This is a genomic window from Aeromonas sp. QDB62 (assembly GCF_027705695.1).
Classification (GTDB): domain Bacteria; phylum Pseudomonadota; class Gammaproteobacteria; order Enterobacterales; family Aeromonadaceae; genus Aeromonas; species Aeromonas allosaccharophila.
On sequence record NZ_JAPDCD010000020.1, the window covers coordinates 17,263 to 42,538 of the forward strand.

Sequence of the window (25,276 nt, forward strand, 5' to 3'; positions counted from 1 at the left end):
TGAAGAAAGGTGGCCCGTCAGGCGGGATCCTGTTTATCCAGATAGAGTTCGACAATGCTGGAGAAATCCCGACTCCCCTGCCCCTGGGCGGCATGCAGGTTGAACAGGTTGCGCGCCAGCGCCCCCATGGGCACCGCACTGTGGCCATGCTCGGCCAGCGCCATGGCCAGCCCCAAATCTTTCACCATCAGGCGGGTCATAAAGCCCCCCTGATAGTTGCGGGCGGCGGGCACATTCTCCATCACCCCGGGCCAGGGGTTGTAGCGCTCCAGACTCCAGTTGTTGCCCGAGCTCTTGCCCATGATGGTGGAGAGCACGGCGGGATCCAGCCCCTCCTTCACCCCGAGGGCCAACGCCTCGGCGGTGCCCGCCATGTGGATCGCAAGCAGCATATTGTTGCACATCTTGGCGATCTGCCCTGCCCCCAGCGCCCCGGCGTGAAACAGGTTCTGCCCCATACAGGCGAGCAGAGGTTTTGCTGCCTCGAAATCCGCCCTATCGCCGCCGACGATAAAGGTGAGCGTCCCGGCGGCAGCACCGCTAACACCACCCGACACGGGAGCGTCGATAAAGCGCAAACCACGCGCGCGGGCCGCCTCCCCGACCTGACGGGCAGAATCGACATCGATGGTGGAGCAGTCGATCACCAGTGCGCCAACCGGCAGGGCAGCCAGCAGATCCTGCCCGCCTCGCTCACCGGCGCTCTCGCCCTGCCAGAGGGCGCGCACATGCTCCCCCGCAGGCAGCATGCTGATCACCACCTCGCAGCCGGTCAGCGCCTCGCGGGCATCCCCCGCGGCGATGCAGCCAGCAGCAATGGCACGATCAATGTTTTCGGCAACCAGATCAAATACCTGCACCGTATGCCCGGCCTTGGCCAGATTGGCCGCCATGGGGCCCCCCATGTTGCCGAGCCCGATAAATCCTATCCTTGTCATCCCGCTTGCTCCTTGCGTTGCTGATGGCGGTGTCCGCCGGTTGCCAACCTGTTATTCCTTGCAGGCCAACGGATTGCTCCCCTGCGGCCAGCGGTAGAACTCGTCCAGCCACTCCCCCTCCGGTGGTAGCTGCTGCCAGCGGGGATCTTTATCCTTGTCGATCAGCAGTGCTCGCACCCCTTCCACAAAATCGCCCTTGAGCACGCAGTTGACCGAGAGGGTCAGCTCCTCGGCAAATACCTCGGCCAGGGAGTTGCGGCGAGCCTGCCAATATTGGCGCCACAAAATGGCGCGGCTGATGGGGCTGCCGGTGCGGCAAATCTGCTGCGCCTGCTGGAGCACAGCTTCATGTTCATCGAACTGGGCATCGAACAGCCGCGCCAATACCCCTTGCAACGTGCGCCCCGCCAGCAGGGTATCGATCCTCTGTTGATGGGGTAACAGCACAGACGCAGGCAAGCGGGCCGCCACCTCACCATGTAACCCTCTGAACAGCAGATCGATCTGCTCACGGGGATCACCACTGCCAGTCCAGTCGAGTACGGCGAGGTGTGACAGCAGCGCACTGCGCTCGCCACTGGCGATGGCGTGATCCGCCAGCCCAAGACCGATGGCATCACTCCCGTTGAAGCGGGCGCCAGTCAGACCGAGCCAGAGCCCGAGTCGCCCCGGCATCCGGCTTAAAAACCAGCTTGCCCCCACGTCGGGGTAGAGGCCGATGGTCACCTCCGGCATGGCGAACAGGCTTCTTTCGGTCACCACCCGAAAATCGGCTCCGGCAAACAGGCCAATGCCGCCCCCCATGCAGATACCGTCCGCCACGCAGATCAGGGGCTTGCGATAACTGTGGATGTGGTGGTCGAGCCGGTACTCCTGCTCGAAAAAGTCGCGGGCATAGCCAAACAGTTCCGCCTCGCTCGCCTCCTGCTTGCGGTAATAGAAGGAGCGAATATCGCCACCGGCACAGAACGCCTTCTCACCCGCCCCCTGCAGCAGCACACAGACGATGGCGGGATCCTGCTCCCAACGGGTCAGCGTCTGTTGCAGGATCTGGATCATCGGCAGGCTCAATGCGTTGAGAGACGCAGGGCTGTCGAGGGTCAACACCCCGATCTGATGACCATCTTCGGTGGGATAACAGCTAACCTTGACCGGCTCACTCATAAACGGCTCCGTATGGATTTATTCTGTTGGGCCATATTGCCAGCGTGGTGAGCGTTTCTCCAGAAAGGCGGCCACCCCTTCACGCTGGTTGGCATCGGTAAAAAGATCGAGAAACAGCGCCTGTTCAAGGGGCAGGGCCGCATCCCGAGGGCCGCTGCGGCCCTGATTGATCAGGGTCTTGCAGGCGCGCAGGGCGCTCGGGCTCTGGCGCTCCACCAGATGGGCCATCTGGTGCGCCGCCTCCCATGCCTGACCGGTTTTCACCACCTCCTCCACCAGCCCCATCTCGTAGGCCAGCGAGGCACTCACCTTCTCGCCGCAGAGGATCATCCGTTTGGCCCAGCCTGGCCCCACCAGCTCGGTCAGACGCTGGGTGCCACCGGCACAGGGGAGCAAGCCTACCGATGCCTCCGGTAGTCCCAGCAGCGCCTGCTGCTCGGCGATGCGGATATCACAGGCCAGCGCCACTTCCAGCCCGCCTCCCATGGCATAGCCATTGATGGCGGCGATGCTGACGCCGTGAAAACGGGTCAGCGCCTCGAAGGCCTTGCCAAAGGCGTCGACCACCTGACGAGCCCGCTCGAGATCCCCCTCGACAAACATATTGAGGTCAGCACCGGCGCAGAAGAATTTGTCGCCCGCGCCGCGGATCACCAGCGCCACCACGTCGGGGCGGCTGTCGAGCTCCACCATCATCTGCAAAAAAGCCTGCAGGCTGGCGAGGGTCCAGGTATTGGCAGGGGGATGGTCGAGGGTGATATAGGCAACGTGGCCATGATATTCGAGTCTGATCCTTGTCATAACATTGTCCTTGTCGATGAAGCTGCAGCCATGATGACAGGCTTGAATGACACCAACCTGTGGCTGGCTCACAAAGCCGAAACCGGCATGGCATGGCGCAAATCGGGTGGCAGGAGACACACCCTTGCTGCGACCACCGGTTAACCCAGCGACAAGCCGGGGTCGGCCAGCAGGCGACGCGCGATGATGAGTCGCATCACCTCGTTGGTGCCCTCCAGAATGCGGTGTACCCGTGTATCGCGCAGATAGCGCTCGAGCGGATACTCGCGGATATAACCATAGCCGCCAAAGAGTTGCAGAGCCTCATCGCAGACCCGATAACCCACATCGGTGGCAAAACGCTTGGCCATGGCACACCAGGCACTCTTGTCCGGTGCCCCGCGATCCAGCTTGTCGGCGGCCTGACGTACCATCAGGCGAGCCGCCGCCAGTTCGGTCGCCATGTCGGCCAGGCGAAACTGCACACTCTGGAATTCGCTGATCGGGCGACCAAATTGCTGACGCTGCTGCACATAGGCCAGCGCATCATCCAGCGCCTGCTGGGCGGTGCCCACCGAACAGGTGGCGATATTGATGCGCCCCCCATCGAGGGCCTGCATGGCGAATTTAAACCCTTCCCCCTCTTCACCCAGCCGGTAGCTGGCGGGAATACGCGCCCCGTTAAACGCCACTTCCCGGGTCGGCTGACTGTTCCAGCCCAGCTTCTCTTCTGCCTTGCCATAACTCACGCCGAGGGTATCTGCCGGTACCATAAAGGCAGAGATCCCTTTCGCACCTTCACCACCGGTGCGGGCCATCACCACCAGCACATCGGTGCTGCCCGCCCCCGAGATAAAGACCTTGGTTCCCTCAATGAGATAGCTGTCACCCTCGCGAATTGCTCGGGTCTTGAGTGCCGCAGCATCGGAGCCCGCACCCGGCTCGGTAAGGCAATAGGAGCCCAGCAGCTCGCCGCTGGCCAGTTTGGGCACCCACTGCTCGGCGACCTCCCTGGGCAACCAGCTGCCCAGCATCCAGCTCACCATGTTGTGGATGGTCAGATACGCCGTAGTAGAAGTGCAACCCATGGCGAGGCGCTCGAAGATGAGGCTCGCATCGAGGCGAGGCAGCCCCAATCCGCCAAACTGCTCCGGGGTATAGAGACCGCAAAACCCGAGTTCGGCCGCCTGCTTGATGGTGGGGATCGGAAACTCGTGTTCTTTATCCCAGCGCGCGGCATGGGGTTTGAGCGCATCGTCGGCAAAGGCGGCGGCCGCCTCCACATACGCCTGTTGATCATCGGTCAGGGTAAAATCCATCTTGTCGTTCGCTCCCTTGTTGCCCCGCGCTTATTTTCCTGAGTTAGTGCTTTATGACGCGGCGCCCAAACACTGGTCATTCGGATCTGCCACTATGGCGCTGTTGTGGTGGTAGCTGATGACACTCTCACGACCACCTCTCTATCGACACACAACAGATTAACAATTGATTTACGTTTACGCTAACGTAAACTTAAGACAGAAGTGAAGTACAAAAATGGATCGACCACTGCCAGCCGTAACGCCGAGTCAGCCGGTCGAACCAACCTTCCTACCCGACTGTCATATCCGCAAGGAGAGCATGGATGCAGATGGATGAGACCCTGAATGCCCTGACCGAACAGGTTGCGGCTTTCTGCCAGAAAGTGATCGCCCCGCGCGCCAGCGAGATCGATCAGAGCAACGCCTTCCCCCGTGATCTCTGGCCCCGGATGGGTGAGCTGGGGCTGCACGGCATCACAGTGGCAGAGGAGTATGACGGGGTGAACCTCGGCTATCTGGCCCACGTGCTGGTGATGGAGCAGGTGAGCCGCGCCAGTGCCTCGGTCGGCCTCTCCTACGGCGCCCACTCCAACCTCTGCATCAACCAGATCCACCGCCACGGCTCGGCGGAGCAGAAAGCGCGCTACCTGCCCGCGCTGGTGAGCGGCGAGCATGTGGGGGCGCTGGCCATGAGCGAGCCGGGCGCGGGATCCGACGTGGTCAGCATGCGCCTGACTGCCGTACGCGAGGGCGATCACTTCGTGCTCAATGGCAACAAGATGTGGATCACCAACGGCCCGGATGCCGACACCTTCGTCATCTATGCCAAAACAGATGCCAGTGCTGGCCCCAAAGGGATTTCTGCCTTTATCGTCGAGGCAGGCACTCCCGGTTTCACTACCGCCCAGAAGCTCGACAAGCTGGGGATGCGCGGCTCCAGCACCTGCGAGCTGGTGTTCGACAACTGTCAGGTGCCGCAGGAAAACCTGCTGGGCACCTTGCACGGCGGGGTCAAGGTTCTGATGAGCGGGCTCGATTACGAGCGGGTAGTACTGGCGGCGGGCCCCCTTGGCATCATGCAGGCCTGCATGGACGTGGTGCTGCCCTATGTGCGCGAGCGCAAGCAGTTCGGCCAGGCCATCGGCGAGTTCCAGCTGGTGCAGGGCAAGCTCGCCGACATGTATACCCACCTCGCCAGCAGCCGGGCACTGGTCTACTCGGTGGCGAGCGCCTGCGATCAGGGCCGCACCAGCCGCAAGGATTGCGCCGCCGCCATCCTGTTTGCCGCAGAAAACGCCACCCAGATGGCGCTCGATGCCATCCAGCTGCTCGGCGGCAACGGCTACATCAACGAATACCCCACCGGCCGGCTGCTGCGGGACGCCAAGCTCTACGAGATCGGTGCCGGCACCTCGGAGATCCGCCGCTGGCTGATCGGTCGCGAGCTGATGGGGGATAACCCATGAGTCGTATCCACTCCCGTCTCGACACGGCGAGTCCGGAATATGCGGCCAATCGGGCCGCCATGCAGGGGCAGGTCGACGATCTCCATGCCCGCATTGCCGAGATCGCGCAAGGGGGTGGCGCGGCCAACAACGCCCGCCATCAGGCCCGCGGCAAGCTGCTGCCCCGCGAGCGCATCAATCAGCTGCTGGACCCGGGCTCCCCGTTTCTCGAACTGTCGGCGCTGGCTGGCTGGCAGGTCTATGACGAGCCGGTGCCCGCCGCCGGCATCATCACCGGCATCGGCCGGGTCTCGGGCAGACTCTGCATGCTGGTGGTGAACGACGCCACCGTGAAAGGCGGCACCTACTACCCGCTCACGGTAAAAAAACACCTGCGCGCCCAGGCCATCGCCGAGCGGCTGCGCCTCCCCTGCCTCTATCTGGTGGATTCCGGCGGCGCCTTTCTGCCGATGCAGGATGAGGTGTTCCCCGACCGGGATCACTTTGGTCGCATCTTCTACAACCAGGCCCGCATGTCGGCCCAGAACATTCCGCAGCTGGCGGTCGTAATGGGGCTCTGTACCGCCGGGGGTGCCTACGTCCCCGCCATGGCGGACGAGTCGATCATGGTCAGAGAACAGGCCACCATCTTTCTGGCGGGCCCACCGCTGGTCAAGGCTGCCACCGGTGAGGAGATCAGTGCCGAGGCCCTGGGCGGCGCCGAGGTGCACTGCGCCCACTCGGGGGTGGCGGATCATATGGCCTGTGACGATGCCCATGCACTTGCCATCGCCCGCATGCTGGTGACCCACCTGGGGAACGAGCCGGTAGAGAGCAGCCCCGGCTACGAGCCCCCCTGCTACCCCATAGAGGATCTCTACGGCCTGGTGGGCACCAGCCTCAAACGCCCTTACGACGCGCGCGAGCTGATTGCCCGACTGGTGGATGGCTCTGACTTTGACGAATTCAAGGCGCTGTTCGGCACCACCCTGGTGACCGGCTTTGCCCGCATTTGCGGCATGGAGGTGGGGATCCTCGCCAACAACGGTGTGCTGCACAGCGACAGTGCCCAGAAGGGCGCCCACTTTATCCAGCTCTGTAACCGGCGCGTTATCCCGCTGATCTTTTTGCAGAACATCACCGGCTTTATGGTGGGGAGTAGCGCAGAAAAAGAGGGGATCGCCAAACACGGCGCCAAACTGGTCACCGCCGTGGCTTGCAGCCGGGTGCCCAAGGTAACGATCATCGTCGGCGGCAGCTTTGGTGCCGGCAACTACGGTATGTGCGGCCGCGCCTATGAACCCGATTTTATCTTTAGCTGGCCCAACAGCCGCATCTCTGTCATGGGAGGCGAGCAGGCTGCCGGGGTGCTGGTGCAGGTGCGTCGGGACAAACTGGCTGCCGAGGGCAAGTACTTGAGCGAGCAGGAAGCGGCCACCATCCGCGCCCCGGTGATCGAGCAGTATGAGCGCCAGGGTCACCCCTACTACGCCAGCGCCCGCCTCTGGGATGATGGCGTCATCGACCCGGCCCAGAGCCGCACCGTGCTGGCGCTGGCACTGGCCGCCTGTCAGGGTGCCCGCATTGAACCCGAGCAGTACGGCATCTTCCGGATGTAAGGAGCAAACCTATGTCAGATCCACTCACTTCCTCAGCACTTGGCTCTTCAACACAGGGCCCGTTTCGGCTTGAACGGCATGGCCCGCTGGCCGAGCTGGTGCTGTCGCGCCCGGCCCGCCACAACGCCTTTGATGCCGACCTGATGCTGGGGCTGCTCGACTGCCTCGATGATCTGGCCCATCTCCATGGTCATGATCTCGCCGAACGCCCTCACGCCCTGCTGCTGCGGGCCGAGGGCAAACACTTTTGCGCGGGCGCCGATCTCAACTGGATGCGCAATCTGGCCCACACCGATTTCGAGCACAATCGCGAAGACGCCCGAGTACTGGCGCGGCTGATGCAGACCCTCGACGAGCTCCCCTTCCCCACGCTGGCGCTGGTGCAAGGGGCAGCCTATGGCGGAGCGCTGGGGCTGATCTGTGCCTGCGATCTGGTGCTGGCCAGCGACGATGCCCGCTTCTGTCTCTCCGAGGTGAGCCTGGGCCTGGTGCCTGCGGTGATCAGCCCCTACGTGGTACGCACCATGGGGATGCGTCAGGCGCGCCGCTACATGCTCAGTGCCGAGCCGTTCGATGCCATCACCGCCTGTCGGCTCAATGTGGCGCATCAACTCTGCAAACCGGATCAGCTGCTGGCGGAGGGGCGGGCGCAAGCCCTGCGTCTGTGCCGCAACGGGCCGGAGGCGATGAAAGAGACCAAACGGCTGCTGGCGGCCATAGAGGCCCACCCTTCCCGCCTGCATGAAGAGAAAACCGTCGAGACTATCGCCCGGGTGCGGGTCGGTCTCGAAGCTCAGGAGGGGATGCAAGCCTTCTTCGACAAACGCCCTCCCGCCTGGCGCCCCCGTTTCAAGGATGAGACATGACCCATCACACCCCGATTAATGGTCTGCTGATCGCCAACCACGGCGAATATAACCGGAGTGCGGATCAACACGCTTCGTACTTGTGCGCCTTGAACAACAGGGAGCCAAAATGACTCATCACACTTCGATTAGACGCCTGCTGATCGCTAATCGCGGCGAAATTGCCGTGCGCATCATCAAGACGGCGAAACGCCTCGGCATCCACACCATCGCCCTCTACTCCGATGCCGACGCCCATGCCATGCACACCCGTCTGGCCGATGAGGCCTGGCATCTGGGGCCCGCACCAGCCAGAGAGAGCTATCTGGACACCGGCAAGGTGCTGAAGATTGCCAAAGAGACGCGCGCCGATGCTATCCATCCCGGTTACGGCTTTCTGTCAGAAAACAGCGATTTTGCCACCGCCTGCGAACAGCGCGGCCTGCGCTTTGTCGGTCCAAGCGGCGCCGCCATTCTCGCCATGGGCGACAAATCGGGCGCCAAGGCGCTGATGCAGGCCGCCGGTGTACCTGTGTTGCCCGGCTATCACGGTACGGATCAGCGGCCAGACTTTTTACGCGATCAGGCGAGCCAGATTGGCTTCCCGCTGCTTATCAAGGCCTCCAGTGGCGGCGGTGGCAAGGGGATGCGCCGGGTCGATCAGCTGGCTGACTTTGACGAGTCGCTGGCGGCAGTCAAACGGGAGGCCAAGGCCGCCTTTGGCGACGATCGGGTACTGCTGGAGCGCTATCTGCCCCATGCTCGTCACGTGGAGGTACAGGTCTTTGCCGATAGCCTCGGCAACGCCATCTATCTGGGGGACAGGGACTGCTCCTTGCAGCGACGCCATCAGAAGGTGATCGAAGAGGCGCCCGCCCCCGATATTCCTCCGGCTCTGCGGCGCGCCATGGGGGATGCAGCCGTGGCCGCTGCCAAAGCCATCCACTATCAGGGGGCGGGCACCATCGAGTTCCTGCTGTGCGGGGAGGAGTTCTTCTTTATGGAGATGAACACCCGGCTGCAGGTAGAACATCCGGTCACCGAAGCGGTGACCGGGCAAGATCTGGTGGCCTGGCAGCTGGCCGTGGCCGAAGGCAAGCCGCTGCCACTCACCCAGGATGAGGTGGTGCTGCGCGGCCATGCTGTGGAGGCGCGCCTCTACGCCGAGGATGTGGCGGCCGGTTTTCTGCCCGCCAGCGGCCCCATCCACTGGCTCCACTGGCCCGTTGGCGTGCGCATCGACACCGGCGTTACCTCTGGTGATGAGGTCAGCCCCTATTACGATCCCATGATCGCCAAGCTGATCGCCCACGGCCAGAGCCGCGCCGAGGCGTTCGCCCAACTGGCCGATGCGCTTGCTGCGCTGGATCTTGGCCCGCTGGTGCACAACGGCCCGCTGCTGCTGCGCCTGTGTGAAGAGCCTGACGTCTTGGCCATGGGCCACCATACCCAGTGGCCCATCCCCACCGAACCACAACCCATTCCTGAGTTCGCCTGGCCGCTGGCGACCCTCTGGCTGGCGAGCCGTCCTGCGGGCAACTCCCCCTGGCAGCAAGCCTGCGGATTTCGGCTGGGGCCGGATCGCTGCTGGACGGCAGCGGTGCGCATCGGTGATGAGCGCCGGGTATTGACCCTTCACGATCATGACGGTCAGTTTGGGTGGCAAGGGGAGACCTGTTGCTACCAAAAAGGCGATGACCATATCCGGCTGCAACAGGGGGGCTGCTGGCAGCAGATCCCCATTCAGACGGTCGCAGGCTCGGAGGCAACCTTCATCATGACCTTGGCGGGCCAGCGCATCCGCTTCACGGCCGATGATCAGCAACACAGTCACCACCATGATCAGGTAAACGATAAGGCGCAGGGCGCCATCGCCCCCATGCACGGCATCGTGGTGGCCGTGCTGGTCGAACCCGGCCAAACGGTCAGCAAGGGGCAACCCCTGCTGGTGTTGGAAGCGATGAAGATGGAGCACCAGTTGCGCGCAGAGCGAGACGGGGTAATTGAGGCCCTGCAGTGCAAGCAGGGCGAGCAGGTGAGCCAGGGGGCCGTGCTGGTACGCTTTGCCGAAGAGATAGCCATACAGGAGGATCACCCATGAACCGATCACAGGACGTCCGTGACGACAGGGTCAGTCTGGTGGAGATGGGGCCGCGAGATGGCCTGCAAAATGAAGCCAGCCCGCTGGCACTGATCCAGCGGCTGGAGCTGATCCAGCGACTGGCCGACAGCGGCCTGCAGCGCATCGAGGTGGGCGCCTTTGTCTCTGCCAAAAAGGTACCGCAGATGGCGGACTCCGCAGCACTTTTTCAGGCACTGCCGCGCAAGGGATCGACCCGTTACGGCGCCCTGGTGCCCAATCTGCAAGGCTTGCAGGCCGCCATCGCCGCCCGCGCCGACGAGATTGGCCTCTTCACCGCCTGCTCCGACGGTTTTACTCGCGCCAATATCGGCATCAGCGTGGAGGAGTCGCTGGTGCGCTTCGCCCCGCTGGTGCAGGAGGCGCGCAGCCTCGGCATCAAGGTGCGCGGTTACCTCTCCACCGTCATCGCCTGCCCGTTCGATGGCCCGACCCGCCCGAAACGGGTCGCCGCCATGGCCGAGCAACTGCTGGATCTAGGCTGCCACGAAATTTCGCTGGGAGACACCATCGGCGTCGGCACCCCGGGCACGGTGGCGCCCATGCTGGATGCGGTGCTGCACGAGATCCCGGCAGGGCGACTCGCGGTCCATTTTCACGACACCTACGGCCAGGGTCTGGCCAACCTGCTACCCGCGCTGGAGCGTGGTATTCGCACCATCGACTGCTCGGTGGCGGGCCTTGGCGGCTGCCCCTATGCACCGGGCGCCTCTGGCAATGTGGCGTCAGAGGAGGTGGTCTACCTGCTGCATGGCCTTGGCATGACGACGGGGGTGGATCTCGACAAACTGGCGGCCACCGGCCAGTGGGTCAGCGAGCAGCTTGGTCGCCCCAACGGCTCGCGAGTCGGTCAGGCCCTGCACGCCAATGCCGAGCGGCTGCGTGCCCGCCTCTGCCAGCCACTCGCCCACCCACAGGAGTCATGACCATGTCCCGTTCCCTGCCCGGCAAGGAGATCACCTACAGCATTTCGGAATTGGCTCACGAGTTCGATGTCACGCCGCGCACTATCCGCTATTACGAGGACGAAGGGCTGCTCACCCCGCTGCGGGAGGGGCAAACCCGCATCTACAACCACCGGGACAAGATCCGGCTCAAGTTGACCCTGCGCGGCAAACGGCTGGGGTTTAGCCTGGCCGAGATCCGCGAGCTGTTCGAGATGTATGACACCGACCGCTCGAGCAAAACCCAGCTCCACTCCATGATCCAGCTGATCGAGGAAAAGCGCGGCGCCCTGCTCCAGCAACTGGAAGATATCCAGATGGTGATGACCGAACTGGAGGCGGCGGAACAGCGCTGTGTTAATTCCCTTAACAGCTTGAAAAGCGGCGCAGATTAACCGAATCTGGGAACAAGCTATTGCCCTGGGGATCCCATGAAATATTGGTGCTGGTTTCTGCTCTTGTTCAGCCTGTCTGGCTGGAGCCATCCCCTCATCAAGGTTGGCGGTTACCCCTATGCCCCCTTCGTGGTCAAGCTCTCCGATTCCCACTATGAAGGGCTGACCCTGGATCTCATCGACCAGCTCAACGAGATCCAGCAGGAGGTGAAATTTATCTTTGTGCCCACCTCGGCCGCCAATCGCTACAAGGCGCTCGATCTGGGCCGCTTCTCGCTGATGCTGTTTGAAGACAGCAAATGGGGCTGGCAAACCGACAAGTTGAAGATGACAGCCCCCTTTCTCGGCGGTGGCGAAGTCTATGTGGCACTGCGGAAAACGGGCCGGGATCAACACTTTTTCGATGATCCCTCCCAGCACCACCTTATCGGGGTGACCGGCTATCACTACGGCGTCGGCCAGTTCAATGCCGATCCCGTCTACCTGCAGCGCAAGCTCAATATCACCCTGGTCAAGGACAACATCAGTGCCCTGCAAGCCCTGCTCAAAGGGCGCGGTGAGGTGGCCATTATCAACGTCTCTTACCTTAACCAGTATCTGCTGGCCCATCCCGGCACCGCTGAACAGCTGCTGATCTCGCAAAAATGGGATCAGCATTATCAGCACCGCGCCATTCTCCACCCCGCGGCCCCCATTACCCCTGCCCAGCTGGAACAGTGGCTGGCAGCGCTGCAACAAAAGGGTGAACTGGATCGCCTTTGGACAAAGTACGGCGTACAACAGCACGCAACCCCATGATTACTATCCAGCTTTTCTGTACCATGGCGGGAACCAAATGGGAGTGCACCAAATGAACACCACCGAGCCCGCGTCCCCCAAGCCCCGCTTGCTGCGCTACCTTGCCTACGCTTTCCTGCTGTTTCTTATCCTGATCATCCTGCTGCTATGGCAGACCCCTCGTCTGATCCAGCGCTATCTGCCCGGCTGGCTGGCCGAGCATTACGGTCTGCAGCTGACGCTGGGGGAGATTGACGTAGGACTGCGCAACCCTTCTCTCACCCTCGGCAAGACTGCCCTGCTCGATGCCAAACAGCAGCCCATCATCCGTTTTGAGCAGCTCTTTATCAGCCCCGACCTGCAAGCCAGTTGGCAGCAGAAAGGGGTCGTGCTTTCCGCCGTCACCCTGACCAAACCCGTGGTGCTGCTGCAACGGCTGGCCGACAAAACAGGGGACGTTCGACTCAATCTGACCGATGCGCTGGCCACCCTGCTCGCTCCTGCGCCCTCCCCGGAGCCCGAGACAACGAGCACCCCGCTGCTGGTTGACATCGCCAGCATCGCTGTCACTGACGGGCATGTGCGCTATCAGGATCAGCGCAAGGAGAGCGAACCCGGCTGGCTGCCGCCCCTCAATCTGGAAAAAGTGACCCTTAAGCTCGATAACCTGCGCACCGAGGCAAACCATCCGACCGCCTATCAGCTGAGCGCCGCCATCAACGGCAACAGCAGCCTCGCCGCTCACGGCAAGCTCGATGTGATGAGCGGTATGGGTCAGGGCAAGGTGAGCCTCAAGCAGGTCGAGCTTAAACCCTTTGCCCCGCTCTGGGCCCCCTACCTCAAGCTGGATCTGGCCAAGGGCCACGCCAATGCAGAGGTGGAATACCAGCTCAAAGAGGGCAAGCAAGAAGTGCAGTGGCAATTGTCAAAAGGCAAGCTGACGCTGGATAACTGGCAGCTTAAAAAACGCAAGGGCGACGAGTTTGCCCGCTTCAGCCAGCTGGCCCTGAGCGAATTGGCGGTCGATGGCCAGAAACAATCGCTGCAGATCGGTAAGGTGACCCTGCAACAACCCCTGCTCAAGGCCACCCTCAACGCACAGCAAGAGCTGGATCTGGCGGATCTGCTCATTGCACAGGCCCCCGCCAAACCCGTTAAAGGGGCCAACGCCGCAAACGAGGTAGCCAAAAGTGCGGATCCCAAGTCGGCACAACAAGCAAAGGCAGCCGGTAACGGCAAGAAACACGCGGCAGACACACCCTGGCAGTGGCAGATCAGGCAGATCGCCATCGACAAGGGCGATCTCACCCTTACCGAATCGAGCAGCGGCAAACCGCTGGCACGCCAGTTCTCCGGCCTCAAGCTGGCGCTGGGGCCACTGAGTAGCAAGGGAGAGCAACCGAGTAAACTGACTCTGGCCACCCACTTCAACCAGAGCAGTCCCCTCACCTTTGATGGCCAACTGACCCTGACCCCTTTCGCCCTGAGCGGCGACATCAACCAGCAGGGGCTGCCCCTGACGCTGGCGCAACCCTATCTGGCCGATCTGGTGCGCATCAAGGTGCAAAACGGGCTGCTGAGCAGCAAGACCCGACTTGATCTCGCCACCAGCGCCCAGGGGGATCTCAGCAAGCTGACCCTGCAAGGGGGGCTCGATGTCAACGGGCTCAAGGTGGTCGATCGGGCAGACAATCAGCGGCTGCTGGAGTTCAACACCCTGGCTCTCACCGGTCTGACGTACGACGGCATCAGCCAGCAGATGCGGATCAAGGAGATAGCCCTGCACAAACCCTTCGCCCGCATTGAAATCCACGAGGATGGCACCACCAACCTGCAACAACTGCTGTTGCCACAACCGGCGGCGACCAACAGCACTCATACGGCTGCAGGCAGCAAGACGAGCACTGGCAGCAAGGGCCCCGACTTTCGCTTCACCATCGACCAGTTGCGTACCGAGCAGGGCAACCTGCGCTTTGCCGATCGCAGCCTGAGTCAGGATTTCGTGGCCGATATCGCCTCGCTGGGCGGCCAGAGCCGTCATATCAGCAATATTCCGGGGCAACGCTCCGATCTCGCTTTCAACGGCAAGGTGGATCGCTATGCGCCGGTGACCATCCGCGGCGGCACCAACCTGCTGGTCGCCAACCCGCTCCTCGACATCGCGGTGGCCTTCCACAATCTGGAGCTCACCACCTTTACCCCCTACTCGGGCACCTATGCCGGTTATGCCATCGACAAGGGCCAGCTCTCCATGAAGCTGCACTACAAGCTGGAGGGCAACCGGCTGGAGGGGGATAACGACATCACCATCAAGAAGCTGCAGCTGGGCGAGAAGATCAAGAGTGAGCAAGCCAAAGATCTGCCGCTGGGGCTGGCCATCGCCCTGCTGAGCGATGCCAACGGGGTAATACAGATGAACCTCAAGGTGAAGGGGGATCTCGATCAACCGGACTTCAGCATCGGCAATATCTTCTGGGATGTGCTGGGCAACACCCTGAGCAAGGCGATCACCTCCCCCTTCTCCCTGCTCGCCTCGCTGGCCGATGGCACCGACGATCTGGACGAACTCCCCTTCCTGCCGGGGGATCCCGATCTCACCCCCACCCAGCAGGAGAAACTGGTCAAGCTGGCGCAAGCCCTCAAAGATAGACCCAAGCTCAGCATGAATATTCGCGGCAAGGTTAACTTCAACGAGGAGCGCCCCATCCTGCAACGGCAAAAGCTGGAGCGGGTACTGGCCAAACTGACTGGCAATCAGGCGGATCTCGACCTGCTGGAACAGGACCCCGCCCTGCAAGAGGCGCTGGCCCAGGCCTATGAAGAGCGCTTTGGTGAAGATCTGGAAGATCTGGCCGATCGGCTCCATCTGGATGAAGAGAGCGCGGCACTGCGGGCCCAGGCGGTGATCCTGCTGCGGGATCAGCAGCTCATCACCGCCAAATCCCTGCGCAATCTCGCCATGCGCCGGGCGCAAAATACCAAGGAGTTTCTGGTCGACAGCCAGGGGATCACCCCGGAGCGGCTGTTCGTGCTCGACAGCCAGGTCAAGGAAGAGGACAAGGAAGCCAAAGTGATCCTGACGCTGGATCAGTAACGCCGCCGCACTGCGCAAAAGCGTAATAAAAATACAACCCCTCAACTATTTTGACACCTTTTGCTCACCAAACAGCCTGCTTTGGTGAGCATTTGGCCTCTGATGCAAATAATCACGTAGTTTTTTTACGATTTATCCCCCTTGCCCCCTTGCGGGCGCGCCACAGCCTGCCTAAAATCGCGCGTCTTTTGTTAACCCCCCACCTCTATTTTTGGAGAACGCCACGTGAGCGAAAAATTGGCCAACCCTGCCCCTCTGGGTCTGATGGGTTTCGGTATGACCACCATCCTGCTGAACATCCATAACGCAGGTTTCTTCCCCATCAGCGCCATGATCCTGGCCATGGGCCTGTGCTACGGCGGTATGGCCCAGATCGTCGCGGGTATCATGGAATACAAGCGTGGCAACACCTTCGGTGTGACCGCCTTTATCTCCTACGGTTTCTTCTGGTTGAGCCTGGTGTTCCTGCTGGTGATGCCGACCATGGGGCTGGCCGAAGCCACCCCGCACGCCTACATGGGCTGGTATCTGCTGCTGTGGGGTGTCTTCACCCTGTTCATGCTGGTCGGCACTGTCAACTACCCGCGTGCCAAGCAGTTCGTGTTCGCCTCCCTGACCGTGCTGTTCTTCCTGCTGGCCGCCCGTGACTTCACCGGCAGCACCCTGATCGGCACCATCGCCGGTTTCGAAGGCATCATCTGTGGCGCCAGCGCCATCTACCTGGCCATGGCCACCGTGATCAACGAGCAGTTCGGCCGCACCGTGATGCCGATCGGCGATCACAAGAAAGCCGCCGCCGTACAGCTGAAAGCCGCTGCCTGATAGGCAAGCCATTCAGATAGTAAAAAAGCACCCTCGGGTGCTTTTTTGCTTTCTACGATGCTGTATTTGCTGCTCAGGATTCACAACAACCGACTATCTCCCTCTCCGGCTAATAGACGGGTTGGCGGAAAACGACTCGCCGGATCCTGACCAAACAGCAGGCTCAGCTGACGGTAAACCTCGGGATAGACACTACGAAGCCGCAGCGGATCAGTAAAGAAGCACTCGCAGCTGACGGCAAAAAACTCGGCGGGATGTTCGGCAGCATAGGGATCGATGGCGGTCACTTCGTCCCGATCGAGCTGCTGGCACAGCGCATCGAAGGCGGTCTGAAAGGCCTGTTGCCACAGCTGGCTGCTCATCGACCCCGGCAACGGCGGCGTGCCGTCCGCCTCACCACCCAGCATGTCGAGCTTGTGGGCCAACTCGTGGATCACCAGATTAAAGCCATCCCAGTCGCCATCCTGCTGCAGCTCGCTCCAGGCCAGCACCAACGGCCCTTGCGGCCAGGATTCACCGGCGTTCTCCTCTTCAACTTCGCTCACCAGCCCAAATTCATCCTGCACCTCCTGGCGCCGCGTGACAGGTTCGGGAATGATGATGATTTCGTGAAAGCCGCGATACCAGTCAAGGCCGAGGTGCAAGATGGGCAACGCCGCCTGCAGCGCCAGCACCGCCTGTTGACGGAGGCTGAGCGCTACCCCGATCAGGGTCAGGGTCTTGCGCCTGAGCAGCTGTTGCCCCAACCCGATAAGCGTCGTCTGCTCGGTGTCGCTGAGCCCTTGCAAGATAGGCACTGCCGCCAGCGCCTGACGCCACAGAGCCAACTCATCCTCACTCATGGGCATTTGCGGGCGACCACCCAGCCATTTAAACCATCCCAGCACGCCTACTCCTTCTTTTGATGCAAAAAACAGGTCACAGCAGTTTGACGAACCGTTTCGGCCGCTCCTGATAATCCTGCGCCAGATAGAAACGGTGAGCAGCCTCGCGCTTAAGGCTGCTGGAGAGCTCCAGCTGGGCGCAACCTGCGGCACGCGCCATCTGTTCGGCTTGCTTGAGCAAGGCCGCGCCCACTCCCGCCCCTCTTGCCCCTTCATCGACAACCAGCGCCGAGATCAGGCCCCATGCTGGTGCAACATGCAGCGGTGCCAGCCTGTGCCACACCAACACGCCGACCACCTTGTCAGCCAGGGAGGCGAGCAGCACAACGCTGGCGGGATCCGGCGCCAACAGGCACGCCGTCACGTCACAACCTTCGGCAGGATACCCCAATTGGCTGAACAGGTGGGCGACTGCGCTCCCGTCGTCGGCCTCAGGGGGACGGATCGTCAATGTGTCAGAGGTATCTTTCATTGTTGGCCTCATGTTTGCTTTCCATTGTGTTACGCCCGTCACATTGCTCGGCGCAGATCAACAAGGAGGATCTCATCTTTACTCATAGAAAACGCTGCCTGCCATTATCCACCCACCCTTGTCAATTCACAAATTTGCAACAAAACGACATTTTTAGCTGGGAAGCACCGATACAACTCGATATGTTACAAGCCATGCATGGCGCGCCTTTGCGCTCTGCTTAACCCCTCAACCCCGTGCTCGTTTGTTAACTGGATTGTTAACAGTCAGGGCCGAAAACAGTGACAGAGAGCGAGGCCAAGATCTCGCCAAGACAGCGCCACAAACACAACAAAGGAGTTGTTGTACATGAATGAAATCGTCAATGCCATCAATGGTGTAATCTGGAGCCCTGCGCTCATCTACCTGTGTCTGGGGGTCGGTCTTTACTTCTCCCTGCGCACCCGTTTTTTGCAACTGCGTCATATCAAAGAGATGGTGCGGCTGATGTTTGATGGCAAGAGCACCGATGCCGGTGTCTCTTCCTTCCAGGCGCTGGCCATGACTCTGGCCGGTCGCGTGGGTACCGGTAACATCGCGGGTGTGGCTACCGCCATCACCTTCGGTGGCCCGGGCGCCCTGTTCTGGATGTGGATGGTGGCCTTCCTCGGCGCCAGCTCCGCTTTCGTGGAGTCCACTCTGGGTCAGGTCTACAAGGAGAAGATCAACGGTGAGTACCGTGGCGGCCCGGCCTTCTACATCGAGAAAGGGCTTGGCATGAAGTGGTATGCCTGGACCTTCGCCATCGCCACCATCTTCGCCTGCGGCGTGCTGCTGCCGGGGGTGCAGGCCAACTCCATCGGTTCCAGCCTGCAAACCGCCTTTGATATCGATCCGAACGTCACCGCCGCCGGTCTGGCGCTGCTGCTCGGCTTTATCATCTTCGGCGGTGTCAAGCGTATCGCCAGCTTCGCCAGTACCGTGGTGCCCTTTATGGCGCTCGGCTACATCATCGTGGCTTGCGTCATCATCGCCCTCAACATCTCTGCCCTGCCGGGCGTGATCCTGCTGATCTGGAAGAGCGCCTTCGGTATGGATGCCGGTTTCGGTGCCATTCTGGGTCTGGCCATCATGTGGGGTGTGAAGCGCGGGGTCTACTCCAACGAAGCGGGTCAGGGTACCGGGCCGCACGCCTCCTCTGCTGCGGCAGTAAGCCACCCGGCCAAGCAGGGTCTGGTGCAGGCGTTCTCCGTCTATATCGACACCCTGTTCGTCTGCTCCGCCACCGGCTTTATGCTGCTGATCACCGGCCTTTATAACGTACAAGGGCCGGACGGCGCCGCCCTCTACACAGGTATTGCCGGTATCGCTGCGGGCCCGGGCTATGTGCAGACCGCCATGGAGAGCATGATGCCGGGCTTTGGCAGCATTTTCGTGGCGATCGCGCTGTTCTTCTTCGCGTTCACCACCATCGTTGCCTACTACTATATCGCCGAAACCAACATCGCCTACATCAACCGCAAGATAAATCGCCCCTGGCTCACCTTCTTGCTGAAGATTGCGCTGATGGCCGCCACTGTCTACGGCACCGTCAAGACGGCGGATCTGGCGTGGGGCATGGGTGATATCGGGGTCGGCCTGATGGCATGGCTCAACATCATCGCCATCCTGCTGCTGCAAAAAACTGCCTTCACCTGCCTGAAGGATTACGAGGCGCAACAGGCGCAAGGGCTGGATCCGGTGTTCCACCCGGAGAAGCTCGGCATCAAGAACGCCGATTACTGGGTGGGCAAACGCTCCGAAGAGAATTTGGAGCTGGAGAAATCCGGTCACCCGTTCGAACCGGATCAGGATCGCAAGATCTCCTGAACCTGAACGACATAAGACATCAATAAAGATGGCAGCCTCGGCTGCCATTTCTTTTTCCTATCACCTCATCTCAAAGCGGATTGCGGCGTGGCCCGAAGGGCAGACGCCAGCGAAACAGGCTGTTAAAGGTAGCTCGCCACTGATTGGGGCGCCCCAGAATCTGCTTTTGCAGGCGGGTCTCCTCTTTGAGCATCGCCTCGTCACTGCGGGCCCAGGCCTGGCTGTAGAGCTGCTTGATCCCCGCCAGCGCATCCGGCGACTTGGTGATGAGGGTGCGGGCAAACTCCCGCGCCTCCACCAGCGGATCGGCGCAGACCCGGCTCACCATCCCGAGGGATTTCGCCTCGACGGCATCCAGCTCGCGCCCGCTCATGGCCAGCTCCATGGCGGTATCCAGCCCCATCAGGTTGCGCATGGTGACGCTGCCACTCATGTCGGGAATGATGCCCCACTTGATCTCCATCACCGAGAAGCGGCAATCGGGGGTGCTGAAGCGAAAATCGGCGCCGAGGGCAATCTGCAGACCACCGCCAAAACAGACCCCCTGGGTCACCGCAATCACCGGCACCGGCAGTTGATGCCAGCCATAGGCGACCCGCTGGGCCAGATTGGTCGCTTCGTCCGCTTCGCGCTTGAGAATATCGAGCGCCGCTACCGGCTGTCTCAGCATGGATTTCACATCCAGTCCGGCGCAGAAGGCCCGCCCCTCGCCGTGCAGGATCACCGCCCGCAACCCCTTGTGCTGAGCAAGTTGCGTCAGCGTCTCGTCGATGGCGCTGAACATGGCGCGGTCCAGCGCATTGAGTTTATCCCCCCGCGTCAGCATCACTTCGGCAATCCCGTCGTGGATCTCGCACTTGATCCTTGGTTTTTCCATCTCCCTTGTCCTCTCCTTGATCCCTGAAACTGACTCACTGGTCATACCACCACGTTATCAGAGTGTTATCATCCGGTACAGCTGAGACTAAAGTCGGCTGGCCGCCTCCCCCTCCCTTTGTCACACTGGGCGCAGGATCAGTGCCGCAAGCCAGCAGAGGACGCTGTCATGTCAACCCTGTTCAATTTTGCCAGACCACCGTTCGACCGACTGGGCGATGAGGCGCGCGAGCGGCTCTCCCGTCACCTCTCGCTCTGCTATTTTCGGGCAGGGGATCTGCTGCTCAAGGAGGGGGACGAGCCTCCCGGCCTCTATCTCATCATCAAGGGGGCAGTGGAAGAGTCGGCCCCTCACCACCAGTTTGGTGATTACGGGGTTGATGATCTGTTCGATGTGCGCGCCCAATTTGACGGCCGCTGCCGCCACCGCTTCACCGCGCTGGAAGATAGCCTCTGCCAGCTCATTCCTCGCCACACCTTTCTGGCGCTCTGTGAGCAGGATCCGCAGTTTGCCAGCTACTTCACCGCCAATCTGGCCGAGCGCCAGCAACAGCAGGAACAACGCGAGCAACTGGGCCAGAAGAATCTGGCGGAATTTATCCTGACCCGCATCGAGCTCGGTCATCTGCAACCACCGCTCATCGTCGACAGCAAGCTGTCACTGCTGGCGGCGACCGAAGCCATGGTGAACAAGGGGACCGATTGCCTGCTCTACCCCGCCCACGATGGCTCCCTCACGCTGGCAACCCGCAAGACCTTGCTCCACGCGTTGACTCTCAAGGGATTGCCGCTGACGGCGCCCCTCTCGGTACTGACCCCCACCCCGCTGATTGGTCTGCCGCTGGAGAGCTATCTGTTTGATGCCCTGCTGCTGATGACCCGCCATCGCATCAAGCGGCTGGTGGTGTGGCGTGGCAACGAGGTGGCGGGCATTTTGCAACTGACTCAGGTGCTGGGACTCTTCTCGACCCACTCCCATGTGCTGACCTTGCGCATCGCCCGCGCCGACAGCCTGCCGGCACTGGAGGCGGTGGCCCGCGAACAGCAACAATTGACCCGTTCGCTGTTTGCCCAGGGGATCCACACCGCCTTTTTGATGAAGCTGATCGCCACCATCAACGAACAGCTGATCGCCAAAGCCTTTGCGCTGGTGATCTCCCCCGAGGTGCAGGATAACGTCTGCCTGCTGATGCTGGGCTCGGAGGGGCGCGGCGAGCAGATCCTCAAAACCGATCAGGACAACGCCCTGATCCTGCCAGAAGGGCTGACATGGCCCACCCAAGCCGCGGATCTGGCCGAATTCAGCGCCCTGCTGGAGCGACTAGGCTACCCCCTCTGCCCCGGGCAGGTGATGGTGAACAATCCGGCCTGGGTAAAAACGGGCAGCGAGTGGCAACAAGCCATTGCCAGCGCCTGCACCACGGCGAAAGAGGATGAGCTGCTCTGGCTCGCCACCCTTGCCGATGCCCACCCCATCGCGGGAGATCGCCAGCTGCATCTGCCTGTTGCCCGAGCACTGCGCGAGCAGCTGGCAGACAGGCGGGATCTGCTGGCAGAGATGGTGCGACCGGCGGTGGCTTTTCATGCCCCGCTCACCCTGTTTGGCCGACTGGAGCAGCCACCGGAAGGGCTGGATCTGAAGCGGGGCGGCCTGTTCCCGCTGGTACACGGTATCCGCATGCTGGCCATTGAGGGGGGAATAATGGAGACCTCGACCCTGGGGCGCATCGATGCACTGGTGGCCGCCGAGCGGCTCAGTGCCGACTATGGCAGCAATCTGGCGGAGGCGTTTCGGCTCTTTATCCGGCTGAGGCTGCGCAGCCAGCTCAAGGGGGGCAACAGTCGGGTGCAGACACAGGATCTCAGCCACAGCGAGCGGGATCTGCTGCGTCAGGCGCTGCATCAGGTGAAGAAGTTCCAGCAGTGGCTCACCTTGCACTTTCGTCTGAGACAATAACCATGTTGAGCCGCGCTCGACGCTACTGGTATGGCCGCGCGTTCCGAACGGGCGAGTTCGCGCCGCTGTTTGCCACCCCACCGGATGATGAACGGATCGCCCTCGATTTCGAGACCACCAGTCTCGATCCCGAGCAGGCCGAGATCGTCTCCATCGGGGCGGTGCGCATTCAGGGCAACCGGCTGCTGACTGGCGAGGCGCTCGCCATCAAGGTACAGCCACCGGCCAGCCTGACCGGCCAATCGGTGGTGATCCACGGCCTGCGCCATCAGGATCTGCAACAGGGGATGAGGCTGGAAGCCGCGCTGCGCCTGCTTCTGGCCTTTATCGGCCCGCGTGAACTGGTGGGCTATCACATCGCCTACGACCTGCGTATTCTCAATCTCGCCTGCCAGAAATTGTGGGGATTAACCCTGCCCCAACGAGGGATCGAGGTGAGCCAGCTCTATCACGACCACCTCTATCGCCGCTATCCCGATGCGGCCATCGACCTGCACTTGAGTGCCATTTGCCGTCACTTGGCGCTGCCCCCCCTGCCCGCCCACGATGCTCTTGCCGATGCCACCACGGCCGCGCTCATCTACCTGCGCCTGACCTGCGGCTCGCCGCTGGCTTATCCCAAAGTCTAATTGCCCACAAATAACATTTAATTCACATTTTGCTTACATGAGCAGGTCCCCTGCTCGTCGGGGTTACCCCATCCACCGCTGACACTTATGTCATGGAGAACTGCAATGGAACAGCAAAGCTACCTGAGGATCCAGCAAGATCCCAACTTCCAGGAGCTGGTCGCCAAGCGCCAGCGTTTTGCCTGGGCCCTCTCGGCTCTGATGCTGGGACTCTACCTGGCGTTTATTCTGCTCATCGCCTTTGCCCCCGGTTGGCTCGGCACCCCGCTCAGTGACAGCACCACCGTCACCCGTGGCATTCCGGTCGGGGTGGGACTGATCCTCTCCTCCTTCGTGTTGACCGGCATCTATGTGTTTCGGGCCAACGGCGAGTTTGACGAGCTGAATCAGAAGATCCTCAAGGGAGTGCAGTCATGAGCGCAAAAAGCATGAAAGGCAACTTGCTGCTGTTGGCCTCACTGGCTTCTTCACCCCTGTTGGCCGCCGATGCGATAAGTGGCGAGGTACAACGCCAACCCCTCAATGTGTCGGCCATCGTGATGTTTGTGGTCTTTGTGGCCGCGACCCTGTTCATCACCTATTGGGCTTCCAAGCGCAACCGCTCGGCCTCGGATTACTATGCGGCCGGTGGTCGTATCACCGGCTTCCAGAACGGTCTGGCCATCGCCGGTGACTATATGTCCGCCGCCTCCTTCCTCGGGATCTCCGCGCTGGTCTACACCTCCGGCTACGATGGTCTGATTTACTCCATCGGTTTTCTGGTGGGCTGGCCCATCATTCTGTTCCTGATCGCAGAGCGGCTGCGTAACCTCGGCAAATACACCTTCGCCGATGTCGCCTCCTATCGCCTCAAGCAGACTGAAGTGCGCACCCTCTCCGCCTGCGGTTCGCTGGTGGTGGTCGCCCTCTACCTGATCGCCCAGATGGTCGGTGCCGGCAAACTGATCGAGCTGTTGTTCGGCCTGCAATATCACGTTGCCGTGGTGCTGGTCGGTATCCTGATGGTGCTCTACGTGCTGTTTGGCGGCATGCTGGCCACCACCTGGGTACAGATCATCAAGGCGGTGATGCTGCTCTCCGGTGCCAGCTTCATGGCCATCATGGTCATGAAATCGGTCAACTTCGATATCGGCGCCCTGTTTAGCGAAGCGGTCAAGGTGCACGAGAAAGGGATCGCCATCATGAGTCCGGGTGGTCTGGTTGCTGACCCCATCTCCGCCATCTCGCTCGGTCTGGCATTGATGTTCGGTACCGCCGGCTTGCCCCATATCCTGATGCGTTTCTTCACCGTGAGTGACGCCAAGGAAGCGCGCAAGAGCGTCTTCTTCGCCACCGGCTTTATCGGTTACTTCTACATCCTCACCTTCATCATCGGCTTTGGCGCTATCCTGCTGGTCAGTACCAATCCGGCCTTCAAGGATGCTACTGGCGCGCTGCTGGGCGGCACCAACATGGCAGCGATCCACTTGGCCAATGCAGTGGGTGGCAGCCTGTTCCTCGGCTTCATCTCTGCCGTGGCGTTTGCCACCATTCTGGCGGTGGTTGCCGGGCTGACCCTGGCGGGTGCCTCTGCGGTTTCCCATGACCTCTATGCCAGCGTGCTGAAGAAGGGCAAGGCCAACGAGACCGATGAACTGCGCGTCTCCAAGTACACCACTGTAGTATTGGGTGTGGTGGCCATTGGTCTGGGGATCCTGTTCGAGAAGCAGAACATCGCCTTCATGGTGGGTCTGGCCTTCTCCATCGCCGCCAGCTGCAACTTCCCGGTGCTGTTCCTCTCCATGTTCTGGTCACGCCTGACCACTCGTGGCGCCGTCTACGGTGGCTGGCTGGGACTGGTGAGCGCGGTGACCCTGATGATTCTGGGCCCGACCGTGTGGGTGAAAGTGCTGGGCCATGCCCAGGCTATCTTCCCCTACGAATACCCGGCCCTCTTCTCCATGGGCTTGGCCTTCGCCGGGATCTGGTTCTTCTCCATCACCGACAGCTCCCAGAACGCCGCTGATGAGCATGCCAAGTTCCTGCCGCAGTTCGTTCGTTCACAAACCGGGCTGGGTGCCTCTGGCGCCACCTCCCACTGATGATGGGATGACACACGCAAGCCGGCCTCGTGCCGGCTTTTTTCATGGTGGATCCCTCTACAGCCAAATACGCATCTGACCGATCCAGATCACAGTTCTTGCTAAAACTTTTTGGGGATCTGTGCCATAATGCGCGCCATTTGACAGACCAACCGGGACACTTATCTTGTTAAGCAGCAATAACACTATCAATTAAGCTGCATCCCGCGAAAGCCGCGCCACTCCTGTGTTTTTCCTCGTTTTTTCCATCACGCCACCACTCAAC

Annotated in this window: 21 protein-coding genes; 14 read left to right on the top strand and 7 right to left on the bottom strand. The window is 61.3% G+C overall.

Going from position 1 to position 25,276, the window contains the following annotated elements; genetic code table 11:
- Positions 1 to 17 precede the first annotated feature (17 nt).
- The 4 genes from mmsB to OKC27_RS11545 form a co-directional block, all read right to left on the bottom strand.
- Positions 18 to 938, bottom strand: a complete 921-nt coding sequence (gene mmsB, locus OKC27_RS11530; RefSeq protein ID WP_182939556.1) for a 3-hydroxyisobutyrate dehydrogenase — start codon at positions 936 to 938, stop codon at positions 18 to 20.
- Positions 939 to 989: 51 nt separating this feature from the next.
- A complete protein-coding gene (locus OKC27_RS11535; RefSeq protein WP_182939555.1) occupies positions 990 to 2,102 on the bottom strand; it encodes an enoyl-CoA hydratase/isomerase family protein in 1,113 nt (370 codons plus the stop codon).
- An 18-nt stretch (positions 2,103 to 2,120) separates the two neighbouring features.
- Positions 2,121 to 2,903 (bottom strand): enoyl-CoA hydratase, encoded by a 783-nt coding sequence (locus OKC27_RS11540; protein WP_042062702.1) that lies wholly within the window; start codon positions 2,901 to 2,903, stop codon positions 2,121 to 2,123.
- A 140-nt stretch (positions 2,904 to 3,043) separates the two neighbouring features.
- Positions 3,044 to 4,201, bottom strand: coding sequence for an acyl-CoA dehydrogenase family protein (locus OKC27_RS11545; RefSeq protein ID WP_182939554.1), 1,158 nt, complete (start codon positions 4,199 to 4,201; stop codon positions 3,044 to 3,046).
- A gap of 305 nt (positions 4,202 to 4,506) precedes the next feature.
- Here OKC27_RS11545 and OKC27_RS11550 point away from each other — a divergent pair, with 305 nt between their 5' ends.
- From OKC27_RS11550 to OKC27_RS11590, 9 genes are all read left to right on the top strand, one after another.
- A complete protein-coding gene (locus tag OKC27_RS11550) occupies positions 4,507 to 5,649 on the top strand; it encodes an isovaleryl-CoA dehydrogenase (RefSeq protein WP_182939553.1) in 1,143 nt (380 codons plus the stop codon).
- The gene (locus tag OKC27_RS11555; RefSeq protein WP_182939552.1) at positions 5,646 to 7,247 is read left to right on the top strand and encodes a carboxyl transferase domain-containing protein; all 1,602 of its coding nucleotides are present in this window, start codon (positions 5,646 to 5,648) and stop codon (positions 7,245 to 7,247) included. Before OKC27_RS11550 ends, OKC27_RS11555 begins: the two co-directional genes overlap by 4 nt.
- 11 nt (positions 7,248 to 7,258) lie before the next feature.
- Positions 7,259 to 8,113 carry an enoyl-CoA hydratase-related protein gene (locus OKC27_RS11560; RefSeq protein WP_182939551.1) on the top strand — a complete coding sequence of 285 codons (855 nt, stop codon included), beginning with the start codon at positions 7,259 to 7,261 and terminating at the stop codon, positions 8,111 to 8,113.
- A gap of 109 nt (positions 8,114 to 8,222) precedes the next feature.
- Positions 8,223 to 10,193: an acetyl/propionyl/methylcrotonyl-CoA carboxylase subunit alpha gene (locus OKC27_RS11565; RefSeq protein ID WP_182939550.1), complete on the top strand. Its 1,971-nt coding sequence runs from the start codon at positions 8,223 to 8,225 to the stop codon at positions 10,191 to 10,193.
- Positions 10,190 to 11,158 (top strand): hydroxymethylglutaryl-CoA lyase, encoded by a 969-nt coding sequence (locus tag OKC27_RS11570; RefSeq protein WP_182939549.1) that lies wholly within the window; start codon positions 10,190 to 10,192, stop codon positions 11,156 to 11,158. Before OKC27_RS11565 ends, OKC27_RS11570 begins: the two co-directional genes overlap by 4 nt.
- 2 nt (positions 11,159 to 11,160) lie before the next feature.
- Positions 11,161 to 11,571 carry a MerR family transcriptional regulator gene (locus tag OKC27_RS11575; RefSeq protein ID WP_075112978.1) on the top strand — a complete coding sequence of 137 codons (411 nt, stop codon included), beginning with the start codon at positions 11,161 to 11,163 and terminating at the stop codon, positions 11,569 to 11,571.
- A gap of 36 nt (positions 11,572 to 11,607) precedes the next feature.
- The gene (locus tag OKC27_RS11580; RefSeq protein WP_182939548.1) at positions 11,608 to 12,369 is read left to right on the top strand and encodes a substrate-binding periplasmic protein; all 762 of its coding nucleotides are present in this window, start codon (positions 11,608 to 11,610) and stop codon (positions 12,367 to 12,369) included.
- Positions 12,370 to 12,421: 52 nt separating this feature from the next.
- The gene (locus OKC27_RS11585; RefSeq protein WP_270806254.1) at positions 12,422 to 15,442 is read left to right on the top strand and encodes a DUF748 domain-containing protein; all 3,021 of its coding nucleotides are present in this window, start codon (positions 12,422 to 12,424) and stop codon (positions 15,440 to 15,442) included.
- A 225-nt stretch (positions 15,443 to 15,667) separates the two neighbouring features.
- Positions 15,668 to 16,264, top strand: coding sequence for an acetate uptake transporter (locus OKC27_RS11590; protein ID WP_042062716.1), 597 nt, complete (start codon positions 15,668 to 15,670; stop codon positions 16,262 to 16,264).
- Between the two features lie 80 nt (positions 16,265 to 16,344).
- On the opposite strand, the gene OKC27_RS11595 is transcribed toward OKC27_RS11590, so the two are convergent.
- Together OKC27_RS11595 and OKC27_RS11600 are read right to left on the bottom strand one after the other, a co-directional pair.
- Positions 16,345 to 17,112 carry a zinc-dependent peptidase gene (locus OKC27_RS11595; protein ID WP_232093657.1) on the bottom strand — a complete coding sequence of 256 codons (768 nt, stop codon included), beginning with the start codon at positions 17,110 to 17,112 and terminating at the stop codon, positions 16,345 to 16,347.
- Positions 17,113 to 17,182: 70 nt separating this feature from the next.
- The gene (locus OKC27_RS11600) at positions 17,183 to 17,620 is read right to left on the bottom strand and encodes a GNAT family N-acetyltransferase (RefSeq protein WP_182939545.1); all 438 of its coding nucleotides are present in this window, start codon (positions 17,618 to 17,620) and stop codon (positions 17,183 to 17,185) included.
- A gap of 348 nt (positions 17,621 to 17,968) precedes the next feature.
- On the opposite strand from OKC27_RS11600, the gene OKC27_RS11605 reads away from it, so the two are divergent.
- On the top strand, positions 17,969 to 19,468 hold the full coding sequence (locus OKC27_RS11605; RefSeq protein ID WP_042062719.1) for an alanine/glycine:cation symporter family protein: 1,500 nt from the start codon (positions 17,969 to 17,971) through the stop codon (positions 19,466 to 19,468).
- Between the two features lie 70 nt (positions 19,469 to 19,538).
- Here the strand turns inward: OKC27_RS11605 and OKC27_RS11610 are convergent, their stop codons facing one another.
- The gene (locus OKC27_RS11610) at positions 19,539 to 20,345 is read right to left on the bottom strand and encodes a crotonase/enoyl-CoA hydratase family protein (RefSeq protein ID WP_075111897.1); all 807 of its coding nucleotides are present in this window, start codon (positions 20,343 to 20,345) and stop codon (positions 19,539 to 19,541) included.
- A 168-nt stretch (positions 20,346 to 20,513) separates the two neighbouring features.
- On the opposite strand from OKC27_RS11610, the gene OKC27_RS11615 reads away from it, so the two are divergent.
- The 4 genes from OKC27_RS11615 to OKC27_RS11630 all read left to right on the top strand — a co-directional run bounded on the left by OKC27_RS11615 (position 20,514) and on the right by OKC27_RS11630 (position 25,011).
- Entirely contained in the window at positions 20,514 to 22,301 is a 1,788-nt protein-coding gene (locus OKC27_RS11615) for a putative nucleotidyltransferase substrate binding domain-containing protein (protein ID WP_182939544.1), read from the top strand.
- A gap of 2 nt (positions 22,302 to 22,303) precedes the next feature.
- Positions 22,304 to 22,930 (top strand): 3'-5' exonuclease, encoded by a 627-nt coding sequence (locus tag OKC27_RS11620; RefSeq protein WP_182939543.1) that lies wholly within the window; start codon positions 22,304 to 22,306, stop codon positions 22,928 to 22,930.
- 105 nt (positions 22,931 to 23,035) lie between these two features.
- A complete protein-coding gene (locus OKC27_RS11625) occupies positions 23,036 to 23,347 on the top strand; it encodes a DUF485 domain-containing protein (protein WP_005336970.1) in 312 nt (103 codons plus the stop codon).
- 11 nt (positions 23,348 to 23,358) lie between these two features.
- Positions 23,359 to 25,011: a cation acetate symporter gene (locus OKC27_RS11630; protein ID WP_182939735.1), complete on the top strand. Its 1,653-nt coding sequence runs from the start codon at positions 23,359 to 23,361 to the stop codon at positions 25,009 to 25,011.
- Positions 25,012 to 25,276: the final 265 nt, after the last annotated feature.